The 25574-nt window shown below is 60.0% G+C and carries 26 protein-coding genes; 3 read left to right on the top strand and 23 right to left on the bottom strand.

Annotated features, from left to right (window positions below):
• From PHW99_RS11495 to argS, 17 genes are all read right to left on the bottom strand, one after another.
• Window positions 1-244: THUMP domain-containing protein (locus PHW99_RS11495; protein ID WP_300177305.1), on the bottom strand; the 244-nt coding region annotated here is incomplete at its 3' end.
• Window positions 245-265: 21 nt separating this feature from the next.
• Window positions 266-3418 carry a type I restriction endonuclease subunit R gene (locus tag PHW99_RS11490; protein WP_300177308.1) on the bottom strand — a complete coding sequence of 1051 codons (3153 nt, stop codon included), beginning with the start codon at window positions 3416-3418 and terminating at the stop codon, window positions 266-268.
• Window positions 3418-4095 (bottom strand): DUF4276 family protein, encoded by a 678-nt coding sequence (locus tag PHW99_RS11485; RefSeq protein WP_300177302.1) that lies wholly within the window; start codon window positions 4093-4095, stop codon window positions 3418-3420. The genes PHW99_RS11490 and PHW99_RS11485 overlap by 1 nt, the downstream gene beginning before the upstream one ends.
• Window position 4096: 1 nt before the next feature.
• Entirely contained in the window at window positions 4097-5179 is a 1083-nt protein-coding gene (locus tag PHW99_RS11480; RefSeq protein ID WP_300177299.1) for an AAA family ATPase, read from the bottom strand.
• Entirely contained in the window at window positions 5176-5718 is a 543-nt protein-coding gene (locus PHW99_RS11475; RefSeq protein WP_300177296.1) for a hypothetical protein, read from the bottom strand. The genes PHW99_RS11480 and PHW99_RS11475 overlap by 4 nt, the downstream gene beginning before the upstream one ends.
• Complete coding sequence (locus PHW99_RS11470; protein WP_300177293.1) at window positions 5715-6728, bottom strand: ATP-binding protein; 1014 nt, start codon at window positions 6726-6728, stop codon at window positions 5715-5717. Before PHW99_RS11470 ends, PHW99_RS11475 begins: the two co-directional genes overlap by 4 nt.
• Window positions 6725-8014, bottom strand: a complete 1290-nt coding sequence (locus tag PHW99_RS11465; RefSeq protein WP_300177290.1) for an FRG domain-containing protein — start codon at window positions 8012-8014, stop codon at window positions 6725-6727. The genes PHW99_RS11470 and PHW99_RS11465 overlap by 4 nt, the downstream gene beginning before the upstream one ends.
• Window positions 8011-9489: a restriction endonuclease subunit S gene (locus tag PHW99_RS11460; RefSeq protein ID WP_300177287.1), complete on the bottom strand. Its 1479-nt coding sequence runs from the start codon at window positions 9487-9489 to the stop codon at window positions 8011-8013. Before PHW99_RS11460 ends, PHW99_RS11465 begins: the two co-directional genes overlap by 4 nt.
• 3 nt (window positions 9490-9492) lie before the next feature.
• Window positions 9493-9831 (bottom strand): nucleotidyltransferase domain-containing protein, encoded by a 339-nt coding sequence (locus PHW99_RS11455; protein WP_300177284.1) that lies wholly within the window; start codon window positions 9829-9831, stop codon window positions 9493-9495.
• Entirely contained in the window at window positions 9818-10249 is a 432-nt protein-coding gene (locus PHW99_RS11450; RefSeq protein WP_300177281.1) for a nucleotidyltransferase substrate binding protein, read from the bottom strand. Before PHW99_RS11450 ends, PHW99_RS11455 begins: the two co-directional genes overlap by 14 nt.
• A gap of 19 nt (window positions 10250-10268) precedes the next feature.
• On the bottom strand, window positions 10269-11975 hold the full coding sequence (locus PHW99_RS11445; RefSeq protein WP_300177278.1) for a class I SAM-dependent DNA methyltransferase: 1707 nt from the start codon (window positions 11973-11975) through the stop codon (window positions 10269-10271).
• 21 nt (window positions 11976-11996) lie between these two features.
• The gene (gene rpoN / locus PHW99_RS11440) at window positions 11997-13592 is read right to left on the bottom strand and encodes an RNA polymerase factor sigma-54 (RefSeq protein WP_300177275.1); all 1596 of its coding nucleotides are present in this window, start codon (window positions 13590-13592) and stop codon (window positions 11997-11999) included.
• Window positions 13593-14408: an LPS export ABC transporter ATP-binding protein gene (gene lptB, locus PHW99_RS11435; RefSeq protein ID WP_300177272.1), complete on the bottom strand. Its 816-nt coding sequence runs from the start codon at window positions 14406-14408 to the stop codon at window positions 13593-13595. It abuts the gene before it with no gap.
• Window positions 14405-15037 carry a lipopolysaccharide transport periplasmic protein LptA gene (gene lptA, locus PHW99_RS11430; protein ID WP_300177269.1) on the bottom strand — a complete coding sequence of 211 codons (633 nt, stop codon included), beginning with the start codon at window positions 15035-15037 and terminating at the stop codon, window positions 14405-14407. The genes lptB and lptA overlap by 4 nt, the downstream gene beginning before the upstream one ends.
• 105 nt (window positions 15038-15142) lie before the next feature.
• Window positions 15143-15796, bottom strand: coding sequence for a thiol:disulfide interchange protein DsbA/DsbL (locus tag PHW99_RS11425; protein ID WP_300177266.1), 654 nt, complete (start codon window positions 15794-15796; stop codon window positions 15143-15145).
• Window positions 15797-15857: 61 nt separating this feature from the next.
• Window positions 15858-16523, bottom strand: coding sequence for an SPOR domain-containing protein (locus PHW99_RS11420; RefSeq protein WP_300177263.1), 666 nt, complete (start codon window positions 16521-16523; stop codon window positions 15858-15860).
• Between the two features lie 26 nt (window positions 16524-16549).
• Entirely contained in the window at window positions 16550-18247 is a 1698-nt protein-coding gene (gene argS / locus PHW99_RS11415) for an arginine--tRNA ligase (protein ID WP_300177260.1), read from the bottom strand.
• Between the two features lie 147 nt (window positions 18248-18394).
• Here argS and PHW99_RS11410 point away from each other — a divergent pair, with 147 nt between their 5' ends.
• From PHW99_RS11410 to PHW99_RS11400, 3 genes are all read left to right on the top strand, one after another.
• Window positions 18395-18739 carry a PsiF family protein gene (locus PHW99_RS11410; RefSeq protein WP_300177257.1) on the top strand — a complete coding sequence of 115 codons (345 nt, stop codon included), beginning with the start codon at window positions 18395-18397 and terminating at the stop codon, window positions 18737-18739.
• 76 nt (window positions 18740-18815) lie between these two features.
• Window positions 18816-19805, top strand: a complete 990-nt coding sequence (locus tag PHW99_RS11405; RefSeq protein WP_300177254.1) for a glycosyltransferase family 2 protein — start codon at window positions 18816-18818, stop codon at window positions 19803-19805.
• 7 nt (window positions 19806-19812) lie between these two features.
• Window positions 19813-20181: a GtrA family protein gene (locus PHW99_RS11400; RefSeq protein WP_300177250.1), complete on the top strand. Its 369-nt coding sequence runs from the start codon at window positions 19813-19815 to the stop codon at window positions 20179-20181.
• Here the strand turns inward: PHW99_RS11400 and PHW99_RS11395 are convergent.
• The 6 genes from PHW99_RS11395 to PHW99_RS11370 form a co-directional block, all read right to left on the bottom strand.
• On the bottom strand, window positions 20110-21690 hold the full coding sequence (locus PHW99_RS11395) for a glycosyltransferase family 39 protein (RefSeq protein WP_300177247.1): 1581 nt from the start codon (window positions 21688-21690) through the stop codon (window positions 20110-20112). The two genes, PHW99_RS11400 and PHW99_RS11395, sit on opposite strands and share 72 nt — an antisense overlap.
• Window positions 21691-21760: 70 nt before the next feature.
• Entirely contained in the window at window positions 21761-22507 is a 747-nt protein-coding gene (queC, locus tag PHW99_RS11390) for a 7-cyano-7-deazaguanine synthase QueC (RefSeq protein ID WP_300177244.1), read from the bottom strand.
• A gap of 35 nt (window positions 22508-22542) precedes the next feature.
• Window positions 22543-23364, bottom strand: a complete 822-nt coding sequence (locus PHW99_RS11385; RefSeq protein ID WP_300177241.1) for a ChbG/HpnK family deacetylase — start codon at window positions 23362-23364, stop codon at window positions 22543-22545.
• Window positions 23365-23377: 13 nt separating this feature from the next.
• Window positions 23378-24301, bottom strand: a complete 924-nt coding sequence (locus tag PHW99_RS11380; RefSeq protein WP_300177238.1) for a LysR family transcriptional regulator — start codon at window positions 24299-24301, stop codon at window positions 23378-23380.
• Window positions 24298-24936 (bottom strand): response regulator transcription factor, encoded by a 639-nt coding sequence (locus PHW99_RS11375; RefSeq protein WP_300177235.1) that lies wholly within the window; start codon window positions 24934-24936, stop codon window positions 24298-24300. The genes PHW99_RS11380 and PHW99_RS11375 overlap by 4 nt, the downstream gene beginning before the upstream one ends.
• On the bottom strand, window positions 24933-25574 hold a 642-nt coding region (locus PHW99_RS11370; protein WP_300177231.1), incomplete at its 5' end, for a response regulator. The genes PHW99_RS11375 and PHW99_RS11370, both read right to left, overlap by 4 nt.

Below are 25574 nucleotides of genomic sequence, written 5' to 3'. Positions count from 1 at the left end.
AGGCGGCGCGGTACAGGTCCTGCTCGGAGCGGTATTCGGTGTAACTCAGCAACACCAGCACCCGCTGGGCCAGCCGGCTGTAGAGGTTGAGCAGCATGGCCTGGGCAAACGAGGTGCGCACCGCCACGCCGCCGCGTTGCTTGGTGATGCAGCCCGGCGGCAGGCCGGTGATGCGCAGCACCTCGGGGGCCAAGTAGTCCTCTACACCAGCGGCGCAGGGGAGGAAGAGTTGGAGTTGGTTCACAAGTAATCCTTATTCAGCATGTTAGTTTGACCAGACGTTGGACAGCGATTCCGCCTGTTTAAGCACCAATTCCACAGCATCTTCTTCACCCGGGCCTGGAGGTGGGTACTTCCACTTCTGAAGAGTCCGTCGAACCAAAATCCGAAGCCGCGCCCGGACACTCTCTCGCACCTGCCAATCGACCGTCGTGCTGGCCCGCAACTTTTCTGTGATCTCGATGGCGATCTTCTTCAGGATGTCATCACCCAACTCACGGACCGCGCTTTCGTTGTTGGCCAGTGCGTCATAGAAGGCAATTTCGTCCTGACCCAATCCCAGAGCGTCTTCGCGCTCCAGCACGGCCTGGAATTCCTTGGCCATCTGGATCAGTTCCTCAATGACCTGTGCAGTCTCGATGGCACGGTTGTGATACTTGCGCAGGGTTTCCAGCAGACGGTCGCCGTATTTCTTCTCCTGCACCACGTTGTTGCGCGCCCGTGCCTTGATCTCGTCGCGCAGCAGTTTTTCCAGCAATTCCACGGCCAGGTTGCGGCTTTCCATCTGGCGCACGTCTTCAAGGAACTCGTCCGACAGCAGACCCATGTTCGGCTTGTCGAGCCCCGCCAGCGCGAAAATATCGGCTACACCGTCGGCAACGATGGCGTTGTCCAGGATTTGTTTCAGCGCACTGTTTTTCTCTTCGGTGGATCGTTTCTTGTCCACCGTGGTGAACTTGGTGATGGCCGCCTTGATGGCCGAGAAGAAAGCGATCTCCTTGCGCAGCGCTGTGGCCTCGTCCAGCGTGCCGCACAGCGAATAGGCCTTGGCTACAGCCACCATCGTATCCAGAAAGCGCTGCTTGCCATCCTTCAAACCCAGCAGATGGTTGGCACAGGGCACCAACAAGGCCGCCGCCTTGGTTTCAAAACCGCTGTAGTCGCAGCCGTGCATCATGCCGCGCACGATGTCCATCTTCTCGAGCAACACAGCCAGCGCTTCGGCGGCGTTGTGCGTGGGGTCACCTTTGCCCTTGGCTTCGGTGTAGGTCTTGAGTGCGGCCTTCAGTTCGTTGGCGATGCCGATGTAGTCCACCACGAGGCCGCCCGGCTTGTTCTTGAAAACGCGGTTCACCCGTGCAATGGCCTGCATCAGGTTGTGGCCCTTCATGGGCTTGTCCACATACATGGTGTGACAGCACGGCGCATCAAAGCCGGTCAGCCACATGTCGCGCACGATCACCAGCTTTAGCGGGTCCTTGGCATCCTTGAAGCGCTTCTCCAGTCGCTTTTTCACCTGCTTGCTGTACAGGTGCGGTTGCAGCAATTCCTTGTCGGCCGCTGAACCGGTCATCACCACCTTGATGACGCCTTTTTCCGGATCGTCGTCGTGCCAGTCTGGACGCAAGGTGACGATGGCCTTGTAAAGCTGGGCACAGATGTCGCGGCTCATGCACACGATCATGGCCTTGCCATCCAGCGTTGCGCTGCGGGTTTCGAAGTGTTCAACCAGGTCCTTGGCCACTTGTGCCAGACGCGGCTCGGCTCCCACCAGCTTTTCCAACGCGGCCCATTCGCTCTTGGTTTTCTCGCGGCTGGCAATGTCCTCCTCGTCTTCCACCACCTCATCGACCTGCTCGTTGAGTGCGTCGATCTCGGCCTGCCTCACATCCAGCTTGGCCAGCCGGCTTTCGTAGTAGATTGGCACCGTGGCGCCATCGTCCACGGCATCCTGAATGTCATAGATGCTGACGTAGTCGCCAAACACCGCGCGCGTGTCCTTGTCTTCCAAGGCAATCGGCGTGCCGGTGAAGCCGATGAAGGTGGCATTCTTCAGGGCATCGCGCAGGTGTTTGGCATAGCCGAACACATACTTGCCTGCCTTCTCATCGAAACGCCCCTTGGTGCCATACTGGCTGCGGTGCGCTTCATCCGAGATGACCACGATATTGGCTCGGTCGGACAACAGCGGGTGTTCGTCTTCCTCATCCAGCAGGGCAAACTTTTGCACCGTGGTGAAGATGATGCCGCCCGCCTGACGCGAGGCCAGCATCTCGCGCAACTCATCGCGGCTGCCCGCCTGTAATGGCGTGGTCTTCAGCAAATCACTGGCCGCGCAGAAAGTGGCAAACAACTGGCCATCCAGATCGTTACGATCCGTCACCACTACCAGCGTGGGGTTCTTCATCTCCGGCTGTTGCAGCAGCTTGCCTGCGTAGCAGGCCATGGTGATGCTCTTGCCCGAGCCCTGCGTGTGCCACACCACACCGGCCTTGCGTGAACCCGGCTTCACCTCTTTGCCATAAGTGGCGCGCTCTTCCCGCACCTCCAGTAGCCCCTTGTCGGGCGAACTAGCCGCAATCACCGTGGCGCTCACCGCTTCACGCACGGCATGGAACTGGTGATAGCCCGCGATTTTCTTGATCACCGCATCACCATCCTGCTCGAACAGCACGAAGTGACGGATGTAATCGAGGAACAGCGTAGGCTGGAAAAAGCCGCGCACCACGGTCTCCAGCTCCAATTGCAGGCGGGGCCGGTCATCTTCGTTGGCGATGGTGCGCCAGGGCAGCATGCGTTCGGCATTGGCGGTAAGCGAGCCCACCCGCGCCGTCCAGCCATCGCTGACCACCAGCGCCTCATTGCTGTTGAACAGGTCGCTGATTTCGTCCTTGTAGGTTTGCAGCTGGTTGAAGGCATCCCAGATGTCGGTCTGTTCGTTGGCCGGGTTCTTCAGCTCGATCACCGCCAGCGGCAGGCCATTAATGAAGGCCACGAGGTCTGGTCGCCGAGGCTGCTTGGTGCCGGAAACCGTGAACTGGTTGATGACCAGAAATTCGTTGTGCTGCGGGTTGGCGAAATCGATCAGGTGCACCAGATCGGCTTTCTTTTCGTCCCCTACCGAAAACTCCATAGCCACGCCCGAGAGCAGCAGCCGGTGAAAGCTGCGGTTGCGCACCACGGCCTGCGGCTCGCTGATGGTTTGCACTATGTGTGCAGCCTGCTCCAGCGATGCGGAGGGAATGTGAGGGTTGATGCGCGCCAGTGCTGCCAACAGCCGGTCACGCAGGATCACCTGCCGGTAATCGGCCCGCTCCGGATTTGCACCGTCGGGCGCGATATCCGGCCCGTGCACGAACTGCCAGCCAGTTTCCTGAAACCAGCCAATGCACAAGTCTTCGAGTTGTTGTTCGTTCATCATGGCTGTGCCAACCCGCGCAAACGATTCATCCAGCCATGAAAGTGGGCACACTCACGCTCCATGGTTTCCAGCGAAATGTGTGCCGCTGCCCGTGGGCCGTGGGTTGTTTTCTTGTATTTGGGATGCAGCAGGTCTTCCAGTCGCCTGGATGGCTTGGTTTCATAGCCGTCGTTGATGTGCTCGGGGCTATCGAACAAGCCCCGTACCTTTCGGAGCGCACCCAAGGCCTTACCCCATGTGGGTTCTGTCGCAGCCAACGCATCAACATCCGAAAACAGCAAGCCCTCATATTCGTATGGCTGAATGTGCGGCACAAACCGGTCGGCACGGCAGCCAACATGTTGAACCACCGCGCGGTGCAAAGCCTGTTCAAGCAAGGCAACGCGTTGATGCACATCCGCCAGTTTTTTACTTCCCTCAAACTCGGGGAAATCCGTGTCCAGTCCGTACAGGTCAATGAAGGAAGAGAGCACTGCATCCGGTCTCTGCTTCAAAGTATTGCGGGCATTAAGCAGAAACCGGTCAATGCTCAACGCACCACCCTTACCAGATTGCGAGGTTTTCAGTAGCTGCGGTTTCAGAAAAATCTGCAATCCATGCAGTGCGGGTGCCACGACCTGCTTGATAAAGCGCTCTTCGGTCGGGCCTTCTGCAAAAACAATGACTTCTCGCATATCAGGGTCTCCCACCAAGGATATTGCGCTTCCATAGTTCGCCCAACGCGTAGTCCTGCAGCCAGTCGACCAATTCTGTTTCGTTCAAGCGTTTAAAGGTCGAGGCACCATTGTCTTGATCCACCACAATCACGTCGTCAGGTGAAAGTTCGTTGATCAGCTCCACCGACTGCGTGGAAACAATCAACTGCTTGTCCTCTGCCACCTGCTTGAAAATGTCTGCCAGGATGTTGATAGCGTAGGGGTGCAGCCCCAGTTCCGGCTCGTCGATCAGGATGGTGTCGGGCAGCAAGGCCACCGGCTGAAGCAGTAGTGTCGCAAGGCAGATAAACCGCAGGCTCCCATCCGACAGCATGTGTGCTTTAAGCGGTGTATCTGGCCGACCCTTTTGAACCCATTCCAGCTCCACATACTCCGGTTCGCCTGGACGATGCACAAAGTCATCAAAAAACGGTAGAACCAATCGAATGGTTTCGACGATCCGTGCATATTCACTGGGGTGTTTCTCGCTCAGCATCCTTAGGTAAGCTGCAAGGTTTGCAGCATCAACCTTCAGCCGAAGGTTGTCATTGGTAGCGTGCTGTCGCTTGACCTTAGCCGTTTCACTGGTGTCATGAAAGTGATAAACCCGCCAACTGCTGATTGCGGGGCGGACGTAGGGGGAATAGTTATCTTTCGCCTCTTTCAGCTTTGACTCGGCGTGAGTTCTGCCAAGAACAACGCTAGAAGATGTTGGGCGATACACGCCACCAAACCAGCTAATTTCACTTTCAAAAATCAGCCGATTGTCCAAGGTGGGCACCAAGTCGAATTTGTAGCCGTTATTGGCAAAATAAAACTCCGCGTGTAAGCGTTCTGTGGCGCTGCGACCAAAATGCAGTAAGGCATCAGGCCCGCCCTGTTTTTGAATATAGAGTTGGAGTTGCTGCTCATATATTTCATTGAGCAGGCGGAAGATACTGATGAAATTACTCTTTCCCGCGCCGTTTGCACCAATTAGTACATTGAGCGAGTTCAATTCAAAATCTTCAAGAGCCTTGATCGACTTGTAACCTGTTACGGTTAGCTTTCGGATTTGTGTCATGACGTCTCGTCCCGTCTTGAAAAAATCAAACCATGTTTCGCCGCCAATTCATGGTTCAGTACCGCGACGGAAGTGGCGGGGAGTGCCCACGTTTTCACGACTGGCTTCAAGGCCTGTACCAACGCACTTTGCAGAGGTTCCAGCCACTCCTGCTTGTGCCCGTTGATGACCAGCACGAAGCGGAACCCCCGAGCCTTCAAATCGAGCGTTTTGAAAGCGTCCGGCAGTTCGTTTTCCGCTGCCGGATGGCGTTGCAGTCGGGCGGCGACCGCCAACAAAAAGCCGTTGGTGAGCTTGGTGCGGATTTCGTCGATGAACTCCGCAAAGTTGGGCTGCGTCTCTGGTCTTGGGCTGCTGGACTTGGCTTCAACCACCCACACTGTGGGCCCTTGTTGCTGCTGTTTCAGCAACAAGAACTCCGCCATCTGCACTCCTTCCTGAACCTTCTCGTAGCACGCGCTCTTCTCGATGTAAAAGCACTGTCCAGCCGGATAAGGGCCAAACCTCATCCCTGATTCGATGATGGCTTCCGTGGTCATTTCAGGGCCAACTCCACTTCCTGCTGGTAGAGGCGAATCGACTCGGCAATGATGGGGTTATCCGGCATGCCGTTCTTCAGGTCATCGCATGCCCAATCGTTGCCGGCGGCAGAAATCACGGGGATTGACCAGTCGCGCTCCTGGGCGATCAGAAACAATTTCTTGACCACAAAATAGGAGTGGCTGGCCATGAAGAACTGGATGCCGCGCTCAGCCAGCATCGCTACGATGCCCAGCAGTTGCGAAATAGCAGTAGGGTGCAAGGCCGATTCAGGCTCATCGATCAGTACCACAGAGTTGGTATCCAGATAGCGATTGCCCAGAAGTGTGTCGAGGATGGCAATTTTCTTGATACCTTCCGCCGTAACCCCGATGGGAAATTTGTGGCGGCCCTTGACGAACAACCAGCGGCCAGATGGCTCGTCGTACTCGATCACGCCGCCAAGGATGTCCTCAAGTTGACGACGTGATTTGGAAAATTCTTCGTAGTTTCTGCCTCTGCTGGTCGAGATACGCAGCGCTTTGGCGAGGTCGAAGTAGGTGTCATCAAAACCAAAGACCTTGTCCTGCTCGCGCGACTTCAAAATGATCTGGTGCAGCGACAACACTTCCTTGGCCGGTAAGAAGACCGAGTTGCTGGCACGAGGTGTCACGTGATTTTCCAAGCTGGAGATCTGCTTGCTGGTGTCCTTGCCAAAACTGTAGGAGAAGCCCTTGTTGTCGATGATGAGCGCGCTCGACAAGGGCGCATCAGCCCCCTTGCTAACCAGGTCGCCAATTTTTTCAGCCTGAAACGTCCAATACAGCTTGTCGGCCAAAATATCGGACGCTGACCGTTGCTCGTCACCGCGTTTGTATTCTTCCAGCGTGCGCAGGCTGCTGTAGATGGCCTTGAGCAAAAACGTCTTGCCGCTGCCATTGCCGCCAATGACCAGATTGATCTTGCCGAGTGTCGACCAATTGATGCCATTGAGGGGCCCAAAATTGTCGAGTTTGATTTGATTGATCATTGCCCATCACCTCCATCAGTCAATTTAGCCAAGACCAGCATCTGCTCAGCCACCTGTTCCCGCAGCACCTGCGGGTAGCCGTATTTGCGCAACACCACCCTTACCACGTTGCGTAGCCGAGCATGCACGGCATCGCGGGTTTCCCAGTCCACCACCTTGTTCTTGGCAATGGAGGCCGCCAGTTCTTCGGCCATCAATGCGATGCGGCCTGGTTCCACTTGCTCCGCGCCGGCAGGCTGCCGCAGCACGTCTTCGATGCTGCTGAGCGTGGCAGTGCTTGCAGAAGACAGCGTCACTTCCGCATCCACCTGATCGGTTGCCGTCACGCTCTCCGTGATCGTGACCTCGTGGTGCTTTCCGCGCTGTTGAACCGCCGCCGCCATCTCGGCTTCTGTGGTGATGACATTGCAGTATTCAGACGCACCCAGCAAATCGGGAAACAAGCTGGCGTGGTGCACGTTCATGCGCCGCAAGTGGCGCAGGCAAGCATCGCGTTCTTCGTTGCGGATATAGATTTTGCAGATGTAGCGGGCCAGGATGTCCGGTTGCTCGTCTTCCGATGCCGCGCGTAGTTCTTCGTCTTCAAACAGTTCGTCATCGGCCAGCACATTGGCCAGCTTGTTCTCGATGGTGGCGTCGGTGGGTGAAAAGGTGAACAGCCCGGCCTGGTTCACCAAGCGGCCATGATCATCGCGACGGGGCTCCCATAAACGGATGCCGGTTTCGCCTTCGTGCTCGGTCAGAAAGCTCTTGTTGAGCACATATACCGCGCGATAGGGATTGGCAGCCTCTTCCTTGCTGTCATCCTTGTGAAAGGCGAAGAACAGCGCCACATAGGGCGAGTAGGTCCAGTCCAGCAGCGGGGTCATCAGGCCGTGGTGCTGACCAACTGACCAAAGTTCGTCATCCTCGTCCACCATAGTCGCATCGTTCAGCCGCCCCCGTACTGCGCGCTTGAAGCGTTCCAGCTGCGCTTGTGCCAGCTGTGCGGTGACGATACCGTTGGTGGTCAATCGCCCTAAAGTGGGCATCAAACTCCAATCAAAGCGGCGATGCCCGCGAAACACCAGTTGCACGCCAGGGCGGTTGAAGAAATCGCTCTCCAGCAGATCGGTAAAGTCGCGCCAGGATTCCAGCCGCGTGACCGGAATGCGCCCGCTGACGGCATCGGCCATGATCTCAAAGCGTTTGATGCTGCCATCGGCGGTCCACTGCGGGATCTGTTCGAAGTAGTCGCTGGAATGCTGGGGTACAACATCAACGGGTGACACGACGGGCTCGCTCATGCCTCCGCCTCCGCCATAGCCTCGATAACTGACAACTCGCCGGAGAGGAGTTTGGGGAGGATGGTGTCGCGCGTCTCTGAAAGAATCGCTGATTCCTTTTGCCTCGACAATATTTCACTGAAAAATGGCGCCACAAGAACACTAAATTTCGTCAGGATTTCAAAGTTAGGCATGAGAACGCTCACCTTCGAAAAGGTCGACGTGTTCATGTTTAGAGTTGCGCTTCCACCACTTGCCAAATCATGAAATTCCTTTTCTTTCTCTGTCATTTGAAAGTAAAGGTACGCGGTGTACTGGGGAAACTTCGGGACGATACTGTTTATTTGTTGATTTGTTTGAGATGGATCGTGCGTTATGACAACCTTGCCAACTGTTGCGATGCAGCTTACGCAAATCGAACCAGAGGGAATAGTTTTCTTCGCTTGTGATGCCGCGCCCAGTGCTGTTAAACGCTCCGATGGACTTACTACATACATGCTGTTGTGCATGTCTGGGATTTTTATGAATGGAATACCTTCGCCAAAGTATTCAGGATTTGCCTTTGATGGGGTTTTTCCGCAAACCACATCGCCAAATTGACTAATACAGCTGACCTCCCAACCCTTTGGAATCTCCCCCAACTCCGACTCTTCCATCTCATCCGGGAACAGCGCGGCGGTGGCGGCGAGTTGGTCGTATTGCTCGGGCGGCAGCGCGTCGAGTTGCGCCTCGGGTTTTCCGCTGATGACGCCCATGGCGGCGCGCAGCGGGTCGCGGCCTTCGGCAATGGCGGCTATCTTGGCTTTGACTGGCTCAAAATCAACAAACCACGATTGGAAAATGGCTTGCGCCATAGCCTCTAGGGTTTGGTTGATGCGGCGGTTGAGGTCAATCTTGCTGTCTATTGACTGAAGAACCCTAGCAATCCGTCTTTGAACATCCAAACTGGGAAGCCGAATCTCCGCCCGCTTGAAATCCCGCAAGACTACGCGTGGAATCGCAGCGCCGGAGATGAAATTACTCTTCAGATAATCAATCGTTTCCGGCGAAGAAAGATAAAATTTTAGGAAAACGGAGTCCAAGCACTTTGGATCGGGCCGCAGTATGGCAACAGAAGACAGTAATACGGCATCCAAAGGATGGTCAACCGTACAAACGGTATCAAGCGCGCTATTGCCATCTTTTGCGATCAAAACATCACCGACGTGTGGCTTGCAGCCTTGCTTCACTAATGCCTCAAAATCTTCGGTTGCAATATGCCTTGCACTTGTTAGGTCGATGCCAAATCTAGTCAAGTCCTTTACAGAAGCCATTGGTTTGCCGCGCGACACAGTTTTGGGGCTTTGGTGGGCACCGTCGGTGATCACGGTACAAACGTCGGCCAAGGTCAACGTCTGCCATTCATAACCCAACCCCACCCAATTTTTCTTTATCTCACCTTCCAACCTGCTGCCTTTACCCAACGTCCCCACCATTTGTTTTTTCCATCGCGCCATTTTTTACTCCTCCCCCGCGCCGGCCTGCAATTGCACATACGCCTGCTCAATATTGCGGTGAAACGCTTCAGGCAAATGCGCCCAGTCGTGCAAATCCACCAAAATGGCCATCGTGCTGTTTTGCACGGCTTCTTTCAAATCCCAAAAATTTTCCAGCGGTAATTTCAAATCGCTGGGGTTGCGCAGCACCACGTCCAAGTCGCTGGTGTCGTGGCTTTGGCCGGTTACGCGGCTGCCGTAGGCCCACACCTGCGCTTGCGGTACGTAGCGCGCCAGCAATTGGCGCAGTTGCGCCAGGTCACTTGCGCGCAGGTGCAGGCTGGCCGGGTCAAGCTGCGGCATCAAACACCTCTTGCAAGCGCCCGGCCAGCGCCCGCACGTCTTGCACGTAGCGCGGCAGCAGCGTCAAGGTTTCGTTGGCAAAGGCCACGCCATAGTCGTGTGCCGTGTTGTTGCGGTTGGCGCGGTACACCAGCCAACGGTCCACCGCCTCCAAGGCCAGCACGCCATGTTTGCCGCAGCCGCGCAGCACGTCGTTAAAAACCAGCTTGTCCACCTCGCGCGGGCTGCCGCCGTAGGCTTTGAGGGCTTTGCGCATCAGTTTGCCGGCGGTTTCCAGCGACAGCTCAAAACTTTTCAGCGCCGCGCTGCGGTACAGGTCGTACAGCGTGCTTTGCGTATCAGGGCAGCCCTGTAACCCCAGCAGCGCTTGCTCCAGCGTGTCCACGGTGCGTAGCAAATGTTCAACGTTCAAAGCCATTCATGCCTCCCATCGCCATTCATAGCGAATACCCCAACCCCGCCAAGTTCTTCCTGATCTCCCCCTCCAGCTTGGCGCTCTCCGCAAACTGCTCTGCCAGTTGCGTCGTCAGCCGCGCCATCTTGTCGGCGAAAACTTCTCCATCGTCTTCCTGCTCCTCGGCGCCCACATAACGCCCTGGCGTGAGCACATGCTCGTGCTTGCGGATGTCGTCCAGCGAGGCCGAGTAGCAAAAGCCCGGCAGGTCTTCATAACCTTCGCCCAGTTGCCAAGCGTGGAAGGTGTCAGCCACCCTTTGGATGTCATCGGGCGTGAAGTCACGCAGCACGCGGTCTTTCATGTAGCCCAACTGGCGGGCGTCGATGAACAGGAACTGGCCGCGCCGGTCGCGCTTGGTCTTGTTGAGCGCCAGACCGTTGCGTTTGTCGCGGGTCAGGAACCAGATGCAGGCCGGGATTTGCGTGTTGGTGAACAACTGGCCGGGCAGCGCGACCATGCACTCCACATAATCGTCCTCGATCAGCTTCTTGCGGATTTCGCCTTCGTTATTGGTGTTGCTGCTCATGGACCCATTGGCCAGCAGCAGAGCCATGCTGCCCGCCGGGGCCAGGTGGTAGAGCATGTGCTGCAGCCAGGCGAAGTTGGCATTGCCCTGCGGCGGCGTGCCGGCGATCCAGCGCGGGTCGCTGGCCAGCTTTTCATTCCACCACTCCTTCATGTTGAAGGGCGGGTTGGCCATGACGAAGTCTGCACGTAGGTCCGGGTGCAGGTCGTTCAGCAGCGTGTCGCCCGGTGCGCCGCCGAAGTTGAAGTCGATGCCACGAATGGCCATGTTCATCGCGGCCAGTCGCCAGGTGGTGGGGTTGCTCTCCTGACCGTAGACGCTGATCTGGCCGGTTTTTCCGTTGGCGACCTTGCCACCGTGCTGTTCGATGAACTCTTCGCTCTGCACAAAAAAGCCGCCCGACCCCATGGCCGGGTCGTACACCCGGCCCTTGAAGGGTTGGAGCATTTCTACGATCAGCGTGACGATGCTCTTGGGCGTGTAGTACTGGCCGCCCTTCTTGCCTTCGGCCAGGGCGAACTGGCCGAGGAAGTATTCATAAACGTGGCCGAGGATGTCTTTGCTTTTCAGATTGAGCGGCTGGCCGTTGTATTCCTTGCGGTTGAAGTCGGTGTCGGAGAAGTGGGCGATCAGGTCGGCCAGCTTGTGGCTGTCGATCTGGGTGCGGGCGAAGTCCTTGTTGAGCACGTTCTTGAGCTTTTTTTCGTTCTCGCGCTCGATGGCTTCCATGGCGTTGTCGATCAACCAGCCGACGCTGCGCATTTCTTCCGGCTCTTCCTTGCCGGGCTTGTTCCATGGCAGCGGGGCTTTGGGCCGCAGTTGGGCGCAATCACGCAGGGTTTGCCAGCGCGCTTCTAGCGGCACCCAGAACACGTTTTTCTCGGTGTAGTAGTCGCGCACCTCCAGCTCGGCGGCGATGTGGCCCTTGTAATCGTCGGCATAGTCTTCCGGGGCCATGTAGTAATCATGGTCGGGGTTCTGGAACTGCTCGCGCAGTTCTTTCTGCCGTTCCTCGAAGGCGTCGGAGACGTATTTCAGAAAGATCAGGCCTAGCACCACATGCTTGTACACAGCGGCGTCCAGGTTGGAGCGCAGCTTGTCGGCGGCGGTCCACAGCTTTTTTTCAAGGTCAGTGAAAAATTGTTGTTCGGTTTGATTCACTTTTTCCTCCCCAATGATTTTCTAAAGCGCTTTGCGCAGCGATGCCGGGGCAATGCGCAGCCCTTCGCGGTATTTGGCCACGGTGCGGCGGGCGCATTCGATACCCTGCTCTTTGAGCATGTCGGCAATCTGGTTGTCACTCAAGGGTTTTTTGGGGCTTTCGGCGGCAACAAATTGCTTGATCAGCGCGCGCACCGCGGTGCTGGAAGCGTTGCCGCCCGACTCGGTGCCCAGGCCGGAGCCAAAGAAGTATTTCAGCTCGAAGGTGCCAAACGGCGTGGCCATGTACTTGGCGGTGGTGACGCGGCTGATGGTGGATTCGTGCAGGCCGAGTTCATCGGCGATCTCGCGCAGCACCAACGGGCGCATGGCCAGTTCGCCGTGGATGAAGAAGCTTTTTTGCCGCTCCACAATGGCGCTGCTGACGCGCAGGATGGTATCGAACCGCTGCTGGATGTTCTTGATGAACCAACGTGCCTCCTGCAGGCGCTGTTGCAGGGCCGCGTAGTTGGCGGCGTCATTGCCGCCGGCCTTGTGGCCTTTGAGTGCGTTGGCATAGATGTCGTGCACACGCAGGCGCGGCATCACCTCGGGGTTCAGCCGCACCTGGAATCTGGCGGCGGCACCACTGCCGATCTTGGCCACCAGCACGTCCGGCACCACCACGTTGCGCTCGACATCGACAAAACGTCGCCCCGGCTTGGGCTCCAGCCGGCCAATCAGGGCCATCGCCAAACGCACCTCGGTGTCGCTGGCATGGCACAAGGGCACCAGGTGTTTGATGTCGCGCCGCGCCAGCAGCTCCATCGGCTGCGCGCAGATGCGCAAGGCCACGGCCACCACCTGCGGCGTGACGTCCGCCAATGATCCAGGGGCCTGTTGCAGGGCCTTGAGCTGCAGGCTCAGGCATTCGGCCAGGCCACGCGCGCCCACCCCGACCGGCTCCAGGCTTTGCAACAGCCGCAGCGCCACGGTGAAGTGGTGCACCAGCTGCTCGTGCTGGTCCGCGTCGTCACCGGCCAGCCCCCGCGCCAGGGTGTCCAAGTCGTCTTCGAGGTAGCCGTCGTCGTTGAGCGACTCGATCAGGAAGCGCAGCGCCGCACTGTCCTCGGGGCTCAGCCGCAAGGCCAGCGCCTGGCGGTGCAAGTGGCTTTGCAGCGACTCCTGACTGCGCGCCAGTTCGGTGGCGTCGGTTTCGTCCTCAGCACTGAGGTTATTGCCACGGGCAGCGGCTTCCCCCCCCCACTCGCTGTCGTCGGGCGTCAGGCTGACGCTGCCGTCACCGTCCCAGCTTGGGCCATCTTCGGCCTGCCAGCCATTTTCTTCAGCATCATTTTCGGCTCCAGCCCGGGTGGAATCTGCGTTATTTGCTCCTGAATATATAGCAAATTCAGTTTCACGATCGGTCGGACTGACCGGCACGTCAGCCTGGGCCAGGCCAAAGGACTCACGCTCTGCCTCTTCGGCACTGCGCTCCAGAAACGGGTTGTCGTCGAGCATCTGGTCGACTTCCTGCCCCAGTTCCAGCGTGGAGAGCTGCAGCAGCCGGATCGACTGCTGCAGTTGTGGCGTGAGCGCCAGATGCTGCGAGACGCGCAGTGACAGACCTTGACGCATCTACATCCGGAAATGTTCGCCCAGATACACCCGGCGCACGTCGGCATCGTTGACGATGTCGGCCGGCGTGCCCTGCGCCAGCACCGAGCCGTCGCTGATGATGTAGGCGTGGTCACAAATGCCCAGGGTTTCGCGCACGTTGTGGTCGGTGATCAGCACACCAATCCCTCGGCTTTTGAGGAAACTGATGATGCGCTGGATCTCGATCACGGCAATCGGGTCGATGCCGGCAAACGGCTCGTCCAGCAGGATGAAGCGCGGCTGGGTTGCCAGCGCCCGGGCAATCTCCACCCGGCGGCGCTCGCCACCCGACAGCGACAGGGCGCTGGACTGGCGCAAGTGTTCCACCCGCAGGTCCTGCAGCAAGGCGGTCAGGCGCTGTTCAATGTCGGCCGGGCTCAGGGCGCGCCCTTGTTCATCCAGCTGCAGCTCCAGCACCGCACGCACGTTGTCTTCGACATTGAGCTTGCGGAAAATCGAGGCTTCCTGGGGCAGGTAGCTCAGTCCCAGCCGGGCACGCCGGTGGATCGGCATGTGTTCGATCGACTGGCCGTCAATGGTGATATCACCGGCGCTGGCGCGCACCAGCCCGACGATCATGTAGAACGAGGTGGTCTTGCCAGCTCCGTTGGGGCCAAGCAACCCGACCACCTCCCCCTTGCGCACCGCCAGCGAGACGTCTTTGACGACCTTGCGGCTGCCATAGAACTTTTGCAGATGATGCGCCTGCAGGCCGCGGGCACCATCGTCAGGCAGGCGCGCCAGCTGGTCCTGGGCAGCAGGCGGGTGAACCAGCCCAGCGTCAGGACTGGTCATGGTTTGGCTCCGCCCAGGGTGGGGGTCTCACGCAATGGGGTGGCCGGTTTGGCCGCCGAAGCCGAAGCGGCTTCGGGTTTGGGCGTCAGCATGGCCCGCACGCGACCGGCCGGGGCGCCGGGCTGGCCGGTGCTGCTGCTCTTGCCGGCGCCGGGGGCACCGTCCAAGGTGAACACATCGGTGGTGTTGTTATAAACAATCACGCCGGCATTGAATTCATCATTGAGCGTGACGCCCTGATAACGACGCAACTGGGCCCGGGTGATGAACTTGACCGTGTCGGCACGGCCATCGTAGTCAATGGTCTCGCCTTCACCCTCGATGAACTCATCCACGCCTTCACGCTTTTGCCGGAAGTAGGCCAGCTTGCCCGGTTCGGCGGTCACCACCCCATATTGGTAACCCTGCGGGTCCTGGCGCACCTCCAGGCGGCCGCCCCGGATCAGGATGGTGCCCTTGGTCAGCACCACACGGCCAGTGAACACGCTGATCTGCCGCGCGTCGTCATAACGCAAGGCATCCGCTTCCACATTCATGGGTTTGTCGCGGTCGGCTTTCTCCGCCAGGGCACACGGCACCACCAATGCCAGCCAAACGGCGACCAGGCACGAAAGAGGATATTTATTCATAAAGGCATGAATCTTGCATGAGACATGCCGAAGATTGTAACGAGCACACCGCCCAGGCTGTGCCCGTTGTCACAAAGTCCTGATTCGCGCCACAGCGCGGCTGGTTCAGCGTCCGGAGCGGACCTCGGCCGCCAGAAATTCCGCCACTTGCAGCGCCCGCTCCATGCTCTTGGCCATGGAGCCGTCGGTATAAAAGCGCCCGGCCACCCCCAGGGCCGGCACACCCTCAACCTGGTAAGCCGTCATCAATTGGGTGGCCCGGCGGGCCTTGGCGACAGTGGAAAAGGACGCGAATTGACTGGTGAAAGCCGCTTTGTCAACCCCTTGTTTGACCACCCAGTCGGTGATGGTTTCGGGTTTGCTCAGATTCTGTTTTTCGCCGTGGATGGCGGCAAACACCCGGGCATGCAGTTTGTCAAGCAGCCCCATGGCGTCCAGGGCATAAAACAGCTGCTGCTGGGGGATGTAGCTGGATTGGAAAGCAATCGGCACCCGCTTGAAGGCCACGTCCTTCGGGAGCTTCTTGACCCATTCGCTCAGCACCGGCTCAAACGCATTGCAATGCGGGCAGTTGTACCAGAAGAACTCGATGATTTCGATCCGGCCTGCGGGGGTATCCACCGGTGCGGGCTGGTTCAGCTTGACATAGTCAACCCCGGCCACGGGTGCTTTGGCCTGCGCCAGCACCAAGCCAGGGGTCAACATCGCGGCACCAGTCGCCAACACCGCAGCATCGGCCAAAAAATCACGTCGCTTCATTGTTTGTTCTCCAATCCAGGTAAAAAGTCCAGGCGGTCAGAGCGCGCCTGGGCACAAAAGTTCAACGCTGCACACGCACCAAGGCGGTTTCCAGCCCCAAAGCCAGCAGCTTGGCCTTGGCTTTCTCGGCTTCTTCACGGGTCTCGAACGGCCCCAGCCGGACCCGATGCACCATGCGGCCAGCCGTTTCACGTTCGGTGACCTTGGTCTCAATCCCGGCCAGCGACAGCTTGGCGCGCTGGCTCTCGGCGTCTTCGGCGGTGCGATACGCCCCGACCTGGACAAAATAGACAAAGGGCTCTGCCGTGGCCGACGCTGCGGCGCCGGCGTCCTTGCTGGCCGCGGCTTTGGCCTTGACCAGATCACCCAGCGGGTCAGCCGTCACCGCCGGCTTGAGTTCAGGCTTGGCGGCGGCGGGCTTGGAAGCCGGTGTGCTGGCTGCTGCTGCCTTGGGTGCGGGCGTGTTATCCGCCTTGGCGGGGGGGGCGACCTGCTCGACCGCAGAGACGGGGCGGGCCGGGTTTTTGCCATGCAAAGGGGCGTTGGGGTCCCAGTCCTTGTTCTTGCGCGACTCCGCCGCATCCTGCTCAGGCTGGCGACTCATGACCTTGTCGACAAAAGGCACCGGGACTTTGGTGACATAGACCGCCACCGCCAAGGCGATGCCCAGCCCGACCACCATGCCGATCACAAAGCCCAGAAAAGTCCCGCCACGTTGTTGTTTCATCACTTGCCTTTGTCGACAGTCAGGGTTCACATCTTTTGCGGGGCGCTCACGCCCAGCACCGCCAGCCCGTTGTGCAGCACCTGCGCGGTGGCGGCCACCAGCGCCAGCCGCGCCAGCTTGACGGACGTGTCGTCCACCAAAATGCGCTCGGCATCGTAATAGCTGTGGTAACAGGCGGCGAGCTCACGCAGGTAAAAAGTCACATCATGTGGTGCAAAACCTTCAGCGGCAGCGCTGAGCATGTCAGGGTATTTGGCCAGCAACAGCATCAGGGCCTGTGCCGGCGGGCTGTCGAGCGCACCCAGATCCACCTGTGCCAGGGACGCCACCTCACCACCCCAGGCCGCCAGCACCGAGCAGATGCGCGCATGCGCGTATTGCACGTAATACACCGGGTTGTCGTTGTTCTTTTGCACTGCCAAGTCCACGTCGAAGGTGTACTCGGTGTCGGGCTTGCGGCTGAGCAGGAAAAAGCGCACCGCGTCTTTGCTGGTCCACTCGATCAGGTCGCGCAAGGTGACATAGCTGCCGGCCCGCTTGCTGATCTTGACTTCTTCGCCGCCCTTGACCACACGCACCATGGTGTGCAGCACATAGTCAGGGTAACCCTGCGGAATACCGACATCAGCCGCCTGCAGGCCAGCGCGCACGCGGGCGATGGTGCCATGGTGGTCGGTGCCCTGGATGTTGATGACCTTCTGGAAACCACGCTCCCACTTGGCGATGTGGTAGGCCACATCCGGCACAAAGTAGGTGTAGCTGCCGTCCTGCTTGCGCATGACGCGGTCCTTGTCGTCACCATAGTCGGTGGACTTGAGCCACAACGCGCCGTCCTGCTCATAGGTTTTGCCATTGGCCACGAGCTTGCCTACCGTCGCCTCAACCCGGCCACTGGTGTACAGGCTGGACTCCAGGTAATACTGGTCAAACTTGAGGTTGAAGGCCTGCAGGTCCTTGTCCTGCTCGTTACGCAGGTAGGCCACGGCAAACTGGCGGATGGATTCGAGGTCTTCCACGTCACCGCTGGCAGTGAACTCGCGGTCATCCGCCTTGACCGTTTTTTTGGCCAGGAAGTCGTTGGCGATGTCCTGGATGTAGTCGCCGTTGTAAAACGCCTTCGCTGCAGGGTTCTCGGGATCAGTCGGCCAGCAGGCGTCGCCCGGCTTGAAGCCCTTGGCACGCAGTTGTGTGCTGTGTGTCAGCGTCTGGATCTGCACACCCGCGTCGTTGTAATAAAACTCCCGGTGCACGCGCCAGCCCTGGGTGGCAAACAAATGACAGATGGCATCGCCCAGCGCAGCCTGGCGACCATGGCCCACATGCAGCGGGCCGGTCGGGTTGGCCGAAACAAATTCCACCAGCATGCGTTTGCCGTTGTCGGCCTGCGTGCCATAAGCGTCAGCCTGCGTCAGCACCTCACGCACCACCTGTTGTTTGGCCGCCGGTTTGAGTTTGATGTTGATGAAACCCGGACCCGCGATGTCCAGTGCCTCGGCCCACTGTTGATAGGGCGCGGCTGCACGCAGGGTCTCGCACAATTTTTCCGCCAGTTGCCGCGGATTAAGTTTGAGTGGTTTGGCCAATTGCATGGCCGCCGTGGTGGCCAAGTCGCCATGGGCGGCCACTTTGGGGGATTCGAACGCGGCTTTGGCGCCAGCGCCCGGCTGTAAATCTTCCAGCGCAAGGCGCAGGGCTTCAAGGAGTTCGGTTTTGACAGTCAGCATGGGCCGATTTTAGGGGGCTGGCCGGGCCCGCCCCCTGGCACCTCGCTGGCTCATTTGCAACATCCGGTCAACGCGTTTGCCTTTGTCCGCGTTGTGTGTTGGAATCCCGACCGGGATTTTTTCACCACTCTTTATGAAGGATTGCACATGAAACAACTTTTGTCTCTCTTGGGTTTGAGCCTGTCCTTGGCCATGGGCTCCGCTTATGCCGCTGGTGAAGCAGCCCCTGCCGCGTCAGCCGCCCCCGCCGCCAAAACGGCCCAACAAGGCAAGATGGTGACCTGCAACAAGGAAGCCGGCGACAAAAAAGGCGACGAACGCAAAGCCTTCATGAAGGATTGCCTGGGTGCCAAACCTGCAGCGGCCGCCACCAACAAAAAAACCGCCCAGCAGGAAAAAATGAAAACCTGCAACAAGGAAGCCGGTGACAAGGCCCTCAAGGGCGATGCCCGCAAGGCCTTCATGAAAGAGTGCTTGAGCAACAAGGGCTGATCCTTCAGAACCTGTCCGTGCAAAAAAACCCCGCCAGTGACCCTGAGCGGGGTTTTCTTTTGGCATGATGCGGCCCATGCTGACCCGTCAACACCTGTCCCCCTCCATTTCCTGCGTGATCCCGGCTTATAACGAGGCACGCAGCCTGGGCAAACTGATCACCGACCTCCTGGCCACCCTGACCCGCCTGAGCCAGCGGGTGGAACTGATCGTGGTCGACGATGGCAGCCGCGATGACACCGCCGCCGTGATGCACGAGCAGTGCCAGCGCCACCCACAGCTGGTGTACCTCAAGCTGTCGCGCAACTTCGGCAAGGAGCCGGCCCTGACCGCCGGCATTGAAGCCGCCCAGGGTGATGTGGTGGTGCTGATGGATGGCGACGGTCAACACCCGGTATCACTGGTGCCGGAGATGCTGGCCAAATGGCGCGCAGGTTCCGACGTGGTGTATGCCGTGCGCGCCACCCGCCACGACCAGTCCGGGCTGCAGATCAAGCTGACGGGCTGGTTTTACAAGCTGGTCAACCTGGGCAACCGGGTGCAGATTCCGGCCAATGCCGGAGACTTCCGGCTGATGGACCGCCAGGTGGTGGACGCCCTCAAGCGCCTGCCGGAGCGCAACCGCTTCATGAAAGGCTTGTACGCCTGGGTTGGTTTCAACAGCACCGCCATTGACTACGAACCCCTGGCACGCACCGATGGCAAGAGCAATTTTGGTTTGCGTGGTTCGCTGTCGCTGGCGTTCACCGGCATCCTGGCGTTTTCCATCGCGCCGCTGCGCGCCCTGACCCTCACCGGTTTTTTGCTGTCGATGCTGGCCCTGGGCTACGGTGCCTGGGTGGTGGGCGAATACTTCATCACCGGCATCGCCGTGCCGGGCTACGCCACGATTGTGGTGGGCATGATGTTTTTCAGCGGCATCCAGCTGCTGTCGATCGGTATCCTGTCGGAATACGTCGGGCGCATTTATGAAGAGGTCAAGCAGCGGCCCAACTACCTGATCAGCCAGCGCACCGGGACTGGTCTGGGCAGCACCACCGCACCCGCCCCAGGCCGTCACGATTGACATCCGCGTGAGTGCCTCCACCTTCTGGTTTCTGGCCGTGGGCGGCGCAGCAGCGCTGACCCATATGGGCGTTTTTGCCTTGGCCCAATCCCACATGTGGCCCGAACTGGCCAACGCCATGGGTTTTGTGATCGCCTTTTTTGTCAGCTTTGCCGGACACCGGCATTTGAGTTTCCGCGATGCCGCGACCAGCGTGGCCACCAGCTTCCAGCGGTTTGCCGTCACCGCACTGGCGGGGTTTGCCAGCAACGAGATGATGTTTGTGCTGTTGTTGCGCGGGCTGGGCCTGCCCGCACTGCTGGCCTTATTTCTGGCGCTGGTCTTTGCAGCCGGGCAGACCTTTGTGCTCAGCCGGTTCTGGGCGTTTCGCCGCTGAATCATCAACCAGCGTCCCGCCCGAACGATAAATCGACCAGCCCGCGCCCCGGTGATACAACGTCCACCCCGGCAAATGGTGGGTCAGGGCGCTGCCGTTATGCGTCACCAACCAGTGGCCGGGCGTTGCCGCCACCCGGGCCAGCACGTCAAGCGGCTGCAGCGCCTGCGCGGCCTGGGCATCAAAGTCGGCACCTTCAAACAATTCACGCTGCCAGCCATCCCCCACCTGCTGACGCAGCAGCGGCCAGTTTTCCAGCACCACCAGCGGCTTGCTGGTCTGGGCATAAAACGGCAGGTCGTAGGGATAGGCGTCCGACACATACACCGTGTCGGTGGGTGCCACGGCGCACGCCAGTGCGCCAGCGATGTCCTGGGTGCGGCTGGCGCGGGTGACATCCCCGACCTTGAGCACCAGCACCAGGGCCAGTCCGACATTGAGCAGCACGATCCCGGCAAACACCCGACCGGCCGTCGCCCGGTGCGCCATGCTGCGCTGCCAGCCCAGCGCCGCCAGCAAGGCCAGCGCCGGGATCACTGGCAGGATGTACCCCACCAGCTTGGAGTTGGGGACGGAAAAGAACACCAGAATCGCCAGCACCCAGGCCCAGCACAGGCGCCACCAGGCTTCGGGCATGCCAATGGCCGTGGCCAACGTCGTGGTGGTCACCCGACGCAGCTGGCCCAGCGCAAAAAACACCCACGGAAACAGCAACAACATCAGCGCCAGCAGGTAAAACCACCAGGGCTGCGGGTTGTTGTAGCTGGCGGCGGTGTACCGGTTGAACTGCTGCCCGACGAACATGTAGTTGAAGAAGTTCGGATAAGTCCGTTGCGCCAGCACAAACCACGGCAACGCCACGGCACAGAACAGCGCCAGGCCACTGAACCAGGGCAGATACAGCACCTTCCTGAACTGGCGCGTCCAGAGCAGCCAGACCAGCATCACCAGGCCGGGCAACGCAATGCCAATCAACCCCTTACTCAACATGCCCAGGGCACACGCCAGGAACCCCAGCCGCGCCAGCGTCGCATGGGGTTTGTCACCCGCCATGAAGGCAAAGGCAAACGCCCAAATGGCCAGCCCGATCCAGGTGGCCACCAGCATGTCATGGTTGACGTACTGCCCCCCGACCAGAAACCCCAGGCTGCTGCCCAGCATGATGACCGCGCGCCGGGCAATCACCTCGGTGCTGATGTGACGGGCCGCCAGATACAGGGCACTGAGCATCAACCCAGCATGCAGCGCAGGCACCAGCCGCAGGGCCAGCTCGTTGGCACCCAAAGCGGCCACACTGAGCGCTTCCAGCCAATACAGGTACGGCGGTTTGTGGAAGAAGGGGATGCCGTTGAGCCGCGGGGTCAGCCAGTCGCCGCTGAGCAGCATCCAGCGGCCAATTTCGCCATAACGCCCCTCATCGGGCACCGCCAGCGGCCGCAAGCTGGCCAGCACCAGCAGCAACAGCCAAAACGCCAGCAGGATCAGCCAGGACTTTTTTTGTTCGGTCAAAGATGTATTCACCGATGAATTTTAGCGACCGCTCTGACTGCGCCCACCTCTCGTCAAGACGCTGGCGGGCTCAGGGCGCTTGCATCTGCCTGGTCTGCCCACTGGCCACAAAGCGCTCATACCCTCGCGCGCGCAGTTCACAGGCCGGGCAGGTGCCGCAGCCATAACCCCAGGCGTGACGGTGTTCGCGGTCACCCAGGTAGCAGGTGTGGGTGTGCTCCACAATCAGGTCCACCAGCAGCTGACCACCACCAGCCGTGCCCGACTTGGCACCCAGCTCATACGCCAGCGCCCAGGTGGCGGCCTTGTCGATCCACATCAGCGGGGTTTCGATCAGGAAACGTTTGTCCATGCCCAGCGACAGGGCCAACTGCATGGCCTTGATGGTGTCGTCGCGGCAGTCGGGGTAACCGGAAAAATCGGTTTCACACACGCCGGTGACGATCACCTGCAGGTCACGCCGGTACGCGACGGCGGCAGCCAGCGTCAGGAACAGCAGGTTGCGCCCGGGCACAAAGGTGTTGGGCAGGCCACTTTGCTCCATCCTGAACGCCGTATCCCGCGTCAGCGAGGTGTCACTCACCTCACCCAGCACCGCCAGGTCCAGCAGATGGTCCTGACCCAACCGGCTGGCCCATTGCGGAAACGTGCGCCGGATTTCGGACAACACCTGGGTGCGGGCATCCAGCTCGACGTGGTGCCGCTGGCGGTAGTCAAAGGCAATGGTTTCAACCCGTTGGTATCTGGACAGGGCCTGGGCCAGGCAGGTGGCGGAGTCCTGGCCGCCGGAAAACAAAACGAGTGCGGAGGTGTGCATGGGGTCTACAAGGCTGACTTGATCAAACAGTCATCTTAGCCCGTCAGGGCACTGAGGCAAGCGCCGCCCCGCGCCACCTGCACCTGGGCCGCAGCCAGCGCTGCGGCAAATGCCGGGCTGGCCAGGTAAGCGAATTCCTGGGCGCGCGCCAGGCCGATCTCGTCGCCGGGTTCGGCGGCCTGGGCCGGGTGGCACATCAGGATGGCGCCTTCGGGGCCGCGCGCCAGCCAACGCCTCATCAGGGTGGCGTAACGGGCTGGGTCGACACCAAAGTTATATACACCAAATAGGCCTCTAGCCCGCACAAAACCTGCATGTACAGCTATATTTTCAAGAGCATTCGCCCCCATCCAGGCGATCACCCGGCTTTTCAGATCAGCCAAGCCAGCAGGCGCGCGGCTGATGCGCAGGTAGGGCTTGGGCGCCTGGCGGCCATAACGCTGCGTCAACTCATCCACCAGCGCCTGGCGAATGCCAGCGAACTGCTGCACATGCTGATGCCCGTCCACGTAGTCGGGGGCGGCATGCCAATGCGCCTCGAACAAGTCCAGCTGGCGCGCCACCACCCGGCGCGCCTGCACGGGGTCAAGCCCCCCCAGGACGGCATGGCGCATGGCGGCGCCCAGGGACACACCGTGGCCGGCGGTGATGGCAAAGTCACTGGTCCAGTCCAGATGCAGACCCACATCAATCTGGCCGCGCAGCGGCTGCAACAAGGCCGCGTCCTGCGGCCAGCGCGGCGACAGCACCATGGCGCTGGTGGCGCTGATGCGCCCCAGCCGCGCCAGGTGGATGATGCCCAGCGAGGCGCTTTGGTTCACCGCAAAGTCGTCGGCGCAGATGATGATGTTCTTCACAACGTGCGATGTTTCAATGTGCCTCATGCCAGAACCCGGCCTGGGCGTAATGCTGTTTCAGATAGTCCACCCACAGGCGCAGGCGCAGCGGCAGGTGTTTGCGCTGCGCAAACACGGCGTAGATGCCGTTGGGCGGCGCGGCAAAGTCTTCCAGCAGCGGCACCAGCGCGCCGCTGGCCACTTCGGCCTGCACTTCCCAGGAACTGCGCCAGGCAATGCCGTAACCGGCCAGGCACCAGTCAAACAGCACCTCGCCATCGGAGCAGCTCAGCGGCCCACCGGGCTTGAGGTAGACCACCTCGGCGTTCGCACCTAGCGGCAAGGAAAACGCCCAGCCGCGTGTTTGTGACGCATCATGGGTCAGGGTCAGGCAGTCAAAACGCGCCAGTTCGTGCGGGTGCTGGGGGGAACCATGGCGCTGCAGATAGGCCGGTGCCGCCACACACAGGCGGCGGTTGTCGGCCAGCCGGACACTGACCAGGCTGGAGTCCGGCAGTTCCCCCACACGCACGGCGCAGTCAAAGCCCTCGGCAGCCAGGTCCACCACGCGGTCACTCAGGTTCAAGGAGATCGTCACATCCGGGTGCTGTTCACGAAACCGTGGCACCAGCGGCGCCACATGGCGGCGGCCAAAACCGGCTGGCGCCGTGACGGCCAGATGACCGGTGGCCTTGATGCCACCCGCAGAGACGCTGGCCTCGGCATTGGCCAGATCAGTCAGCAGGCGCTGGCAGTCTTCCAGAAACGCCGAGCCTTCCTGGGTCAGCGTGACGCTGCGGGTGGTGCGCACCAGCAGCTTGACGCCCAGGCGCTCTTCCAGCGCATCCAGCCGCCGCCCGACGATGGCGGGGGCCACCCCTTCGGCCTTCGCAGCCGCCGTCAAACCACCACGGGTGGCAATATTGACAAAGGTTTCGAGTTGTTTGAGGCGGCTCATGCCGCAAGATTACCACCGCTGTTGCGCTCGGCACCCAGACGCAATACCAGTTCCAGCCGGTTGCCCACGCCGTGAAAGGCCAGCACCGATGACACGTATTCCTTCACGGTGTGGTCTGACAAGCCCAGCTCCCTGGCGATCACCTTGTTGGCCATGCCACGCAGCAACAGTTCCTGCACCTGCTGCAGCCGCGGCGACAGGGCCCGGCTGTCTCCCGCAGACGTGTCTGGCTCGCGCAGCAGGCCAGTCAGGGCGGGGGGCACATAAAACTCGCCAGCCAGAATGTGTTCAAACCCGCTGAGCACCAGATCCGGGTCGGCCGTTTTGGGAATAAACCCCCGTGCCCCCGCAGCCAGCGCGGTGCGAATCAGCCGATGCTCTGGCTCAGCCGAGATCAGCACGGTGTGGTCAATCCACGGCGAGTCGCACAGCTGCTTGAACAGCAGGTGCTGCGGATCATCGGGCAGCTTGATGTCCAAAAAAATCCATTCAGGTGCGGGCAGCTTTTGCAGCGTCAGGCGCGCCTGCTGGGCCGAATAGGCGCTCTGGATCCGGGCCTGTGGCCGGGTGGCCGCCAACAAGGCAGCCAGCCCCTGACAGGTCAGCGGATGGTCATCCACAATCAGAATGTTCATGGGTTCCTTTCTTCATGACGACGCTCCAGCAAGGCCCCGAGCGTGAACGCCAACACCTCGGCATCCACCGGTTTGGACAGCAGCAGATAACCGGCGTCTTCCGCGTCCTGCTGAACGGTCTGGATCAACTCCCCTGTCAGCAACACACCAATGGCCTTGGGAAATTGCTGCTGCAGCCAGTCCAGCACCTCAATGCCATTCATGGGACCAGGCAGTCTGAAGTCACACAGCACACATTCCGGGACCCAGTCGTTCCCACACACCGCCAGCACCGAGTCGTCACCCCGGGTAGCACTGCGCACGTCCAGCGACCAGCCCCGCAACAGGGCCAGCATGGCCACCTGCACCATGGGGTCGTCATCCACCAGCAGCACCCGCCGTCCCTGCAACCAGGGGCCGACCTTCACCACCGGTTTGGGCTGAACGCTCGCGCCTGGGGCAGCGCAAGAACCGTCGTGGCGCAACACCAGGCTGGCGGGCACCCCGATCCTGAAGCACGAGCCCCGCCCCAGCACCGAGCGCACCCCCAGGCTCAGACCGAGCAATTCGCAAGCCTGCTTGCTGATGGCCAGCCCCAGGCCCAGGCCCTTGCTGCGGTCACGTTCGCGGTTGGCAATCTGCACATAGGGGTCAAAGAT

The organism is Rhodoferax sp. (genome assembly GCF_028689305.1).
Taxonomy (GTDB): Bacteria; Pseudomonadota; Gammaproteobacteria; order Burkholderiales; family Burkholderiaceae_C; genus Rhodoferax.
The sequence above is the reverse complement of the archived record's forward strand: the minus strand, read 5'-3'. Positions and strand labels throughout refer to the sequence as shown.

Coding starts and splice junctions, on each gene's coding strand:
- lptA (WP_300177269.1), bottom strand. CDS start 15,037: ATGAATAAATATCCTCTTTCGTGCCTGGTCGCCGTTTGGCTGGCATTG.
- PHW99_RS11455 (WP_300177284.1), bottom strand. CDS start 9,831: ATGCCGCAGCTTGACCCGGCCAGCCTGCACCTGCGCGCAAGTGACCTG.
- PHW99_RS11380 (WP_300177238.1), bottom strand. CDS start 24,301: ATGAGCCGCCTCAAACAACTCGAAACCTTTGTCAATATTGCCACCCGT.
- rpoN (WP_300177275.1), bottom strand. CDS start 13,592: ATGCGTCAAGGTCTGTCACTGCGCGTCTCGCAGCATCTGGCGCTCACG.
- PHW99_RS11460 (WP_300177287.1), bottom strand. CDS start 9,489: ATGGCGCGATGGAAAAAACAAATGGTGGGGACGTTGGGTAAAGGCAGC.
- PHW99_RS11490 (WP_300177308.1), bottom strand. CDS start 3,418: ATGAACGAACAACAACTCGAAGACTTGTGCATTGGCTGGTTTCAGGAA.
- PHW99_RS11405 (WP_300177254.1), top strand. CDS start 18,816: ATGCTGACCCGTCAACACCTGTCCCCCTCCATTTCCTGCGTGATCCCG.
- PHW99_RS11465 (WP_300177290.1), bottom strand. CDS start 8,014: ATGAGCGAGCCCGTCGTGTCACCCGTTGATGTTGTACCCCAGCATTCC.
- PHW99_RS11375 (WP_300177235.1), bottom strand. CDS start 24,936: ATGAACATTCTGATTGTGGATGACCATCCGCTGACCTGTCAGGGGCTG.
- PHW99_RS11410 (WP_300177257.1), top strand. CDS start 18,395: ATGAAACAACTTTTGTCTCTCTTGGGTTTGAGCCTGTCCTTGGCCATG.
- queC (WP_300177244.1), bottom strand. CDS start 22,507: ATGCACACCTCCGCACTCGTTTTGTTTTCCGGCGGCCAGGACTCCGCC.
- PHW99_RS11425 (WP_300177266.1), bottom strand. CDS start 15,796: ATGAAGCGACGTGATTTTTTGGCCGATGCTGCGGTGTTGGCGACTGGT.
- PHW99_RS11450 (WP_300177281.1), bottom strand. CDS start 10,249: ATGGCTTTGAACGTTGAACATTTGCTACGCACCGTGGACACGCTGGAG.
- PHW99_RS11420 (WP_300177263.1), bottom strand. CDS start 16,523: ATGAAACAACAACGTGGCGGGACTTTTCTGGGCTTTGTGATCGGCATG.
- PHW99_RS11470 (WP_300177293.1), bottom strand. CDS start 6,728: ATGATCAATCAAATCAAACTCGACAATTTTGGGCCCCTCAATGGCATC.
- PHW99_RS11480 (WP_300177299.1), bottom strand. CDS start 5,179: ATGACACAAATCCGAAAGCTAACCGTAACAGGTTACAAGTCGATCAAG.
- argS (WP_300177260.1), bottom strand. CDS start 18,247: ATGCTGACTGTCAAAACCGAACTCCTTGAAGCCCTGCGCCTTGCGCTG.
- PHW99_RS11485 (WP_300177302.1), bottom strand. CDS start 4,095: ATGCGAGAAGTCATTGTTTTTGCAGAAGGCCCGACCGAAGAGCGCTTT.
- lptB (WP_300177272.1), bottom strand. CDS start 14,408: ATGACCAGTCCTGACGCTGGGCTGGTTCACCCGCCTGCTGCCCAGGAC.
- PHW99_RS11475 (WP_300177296.1), bottom strand. CDS start 5,718: ATGACCACGGAAGCCATCATCGAATCAGGGATGAGGTTTGGCCCTTAT.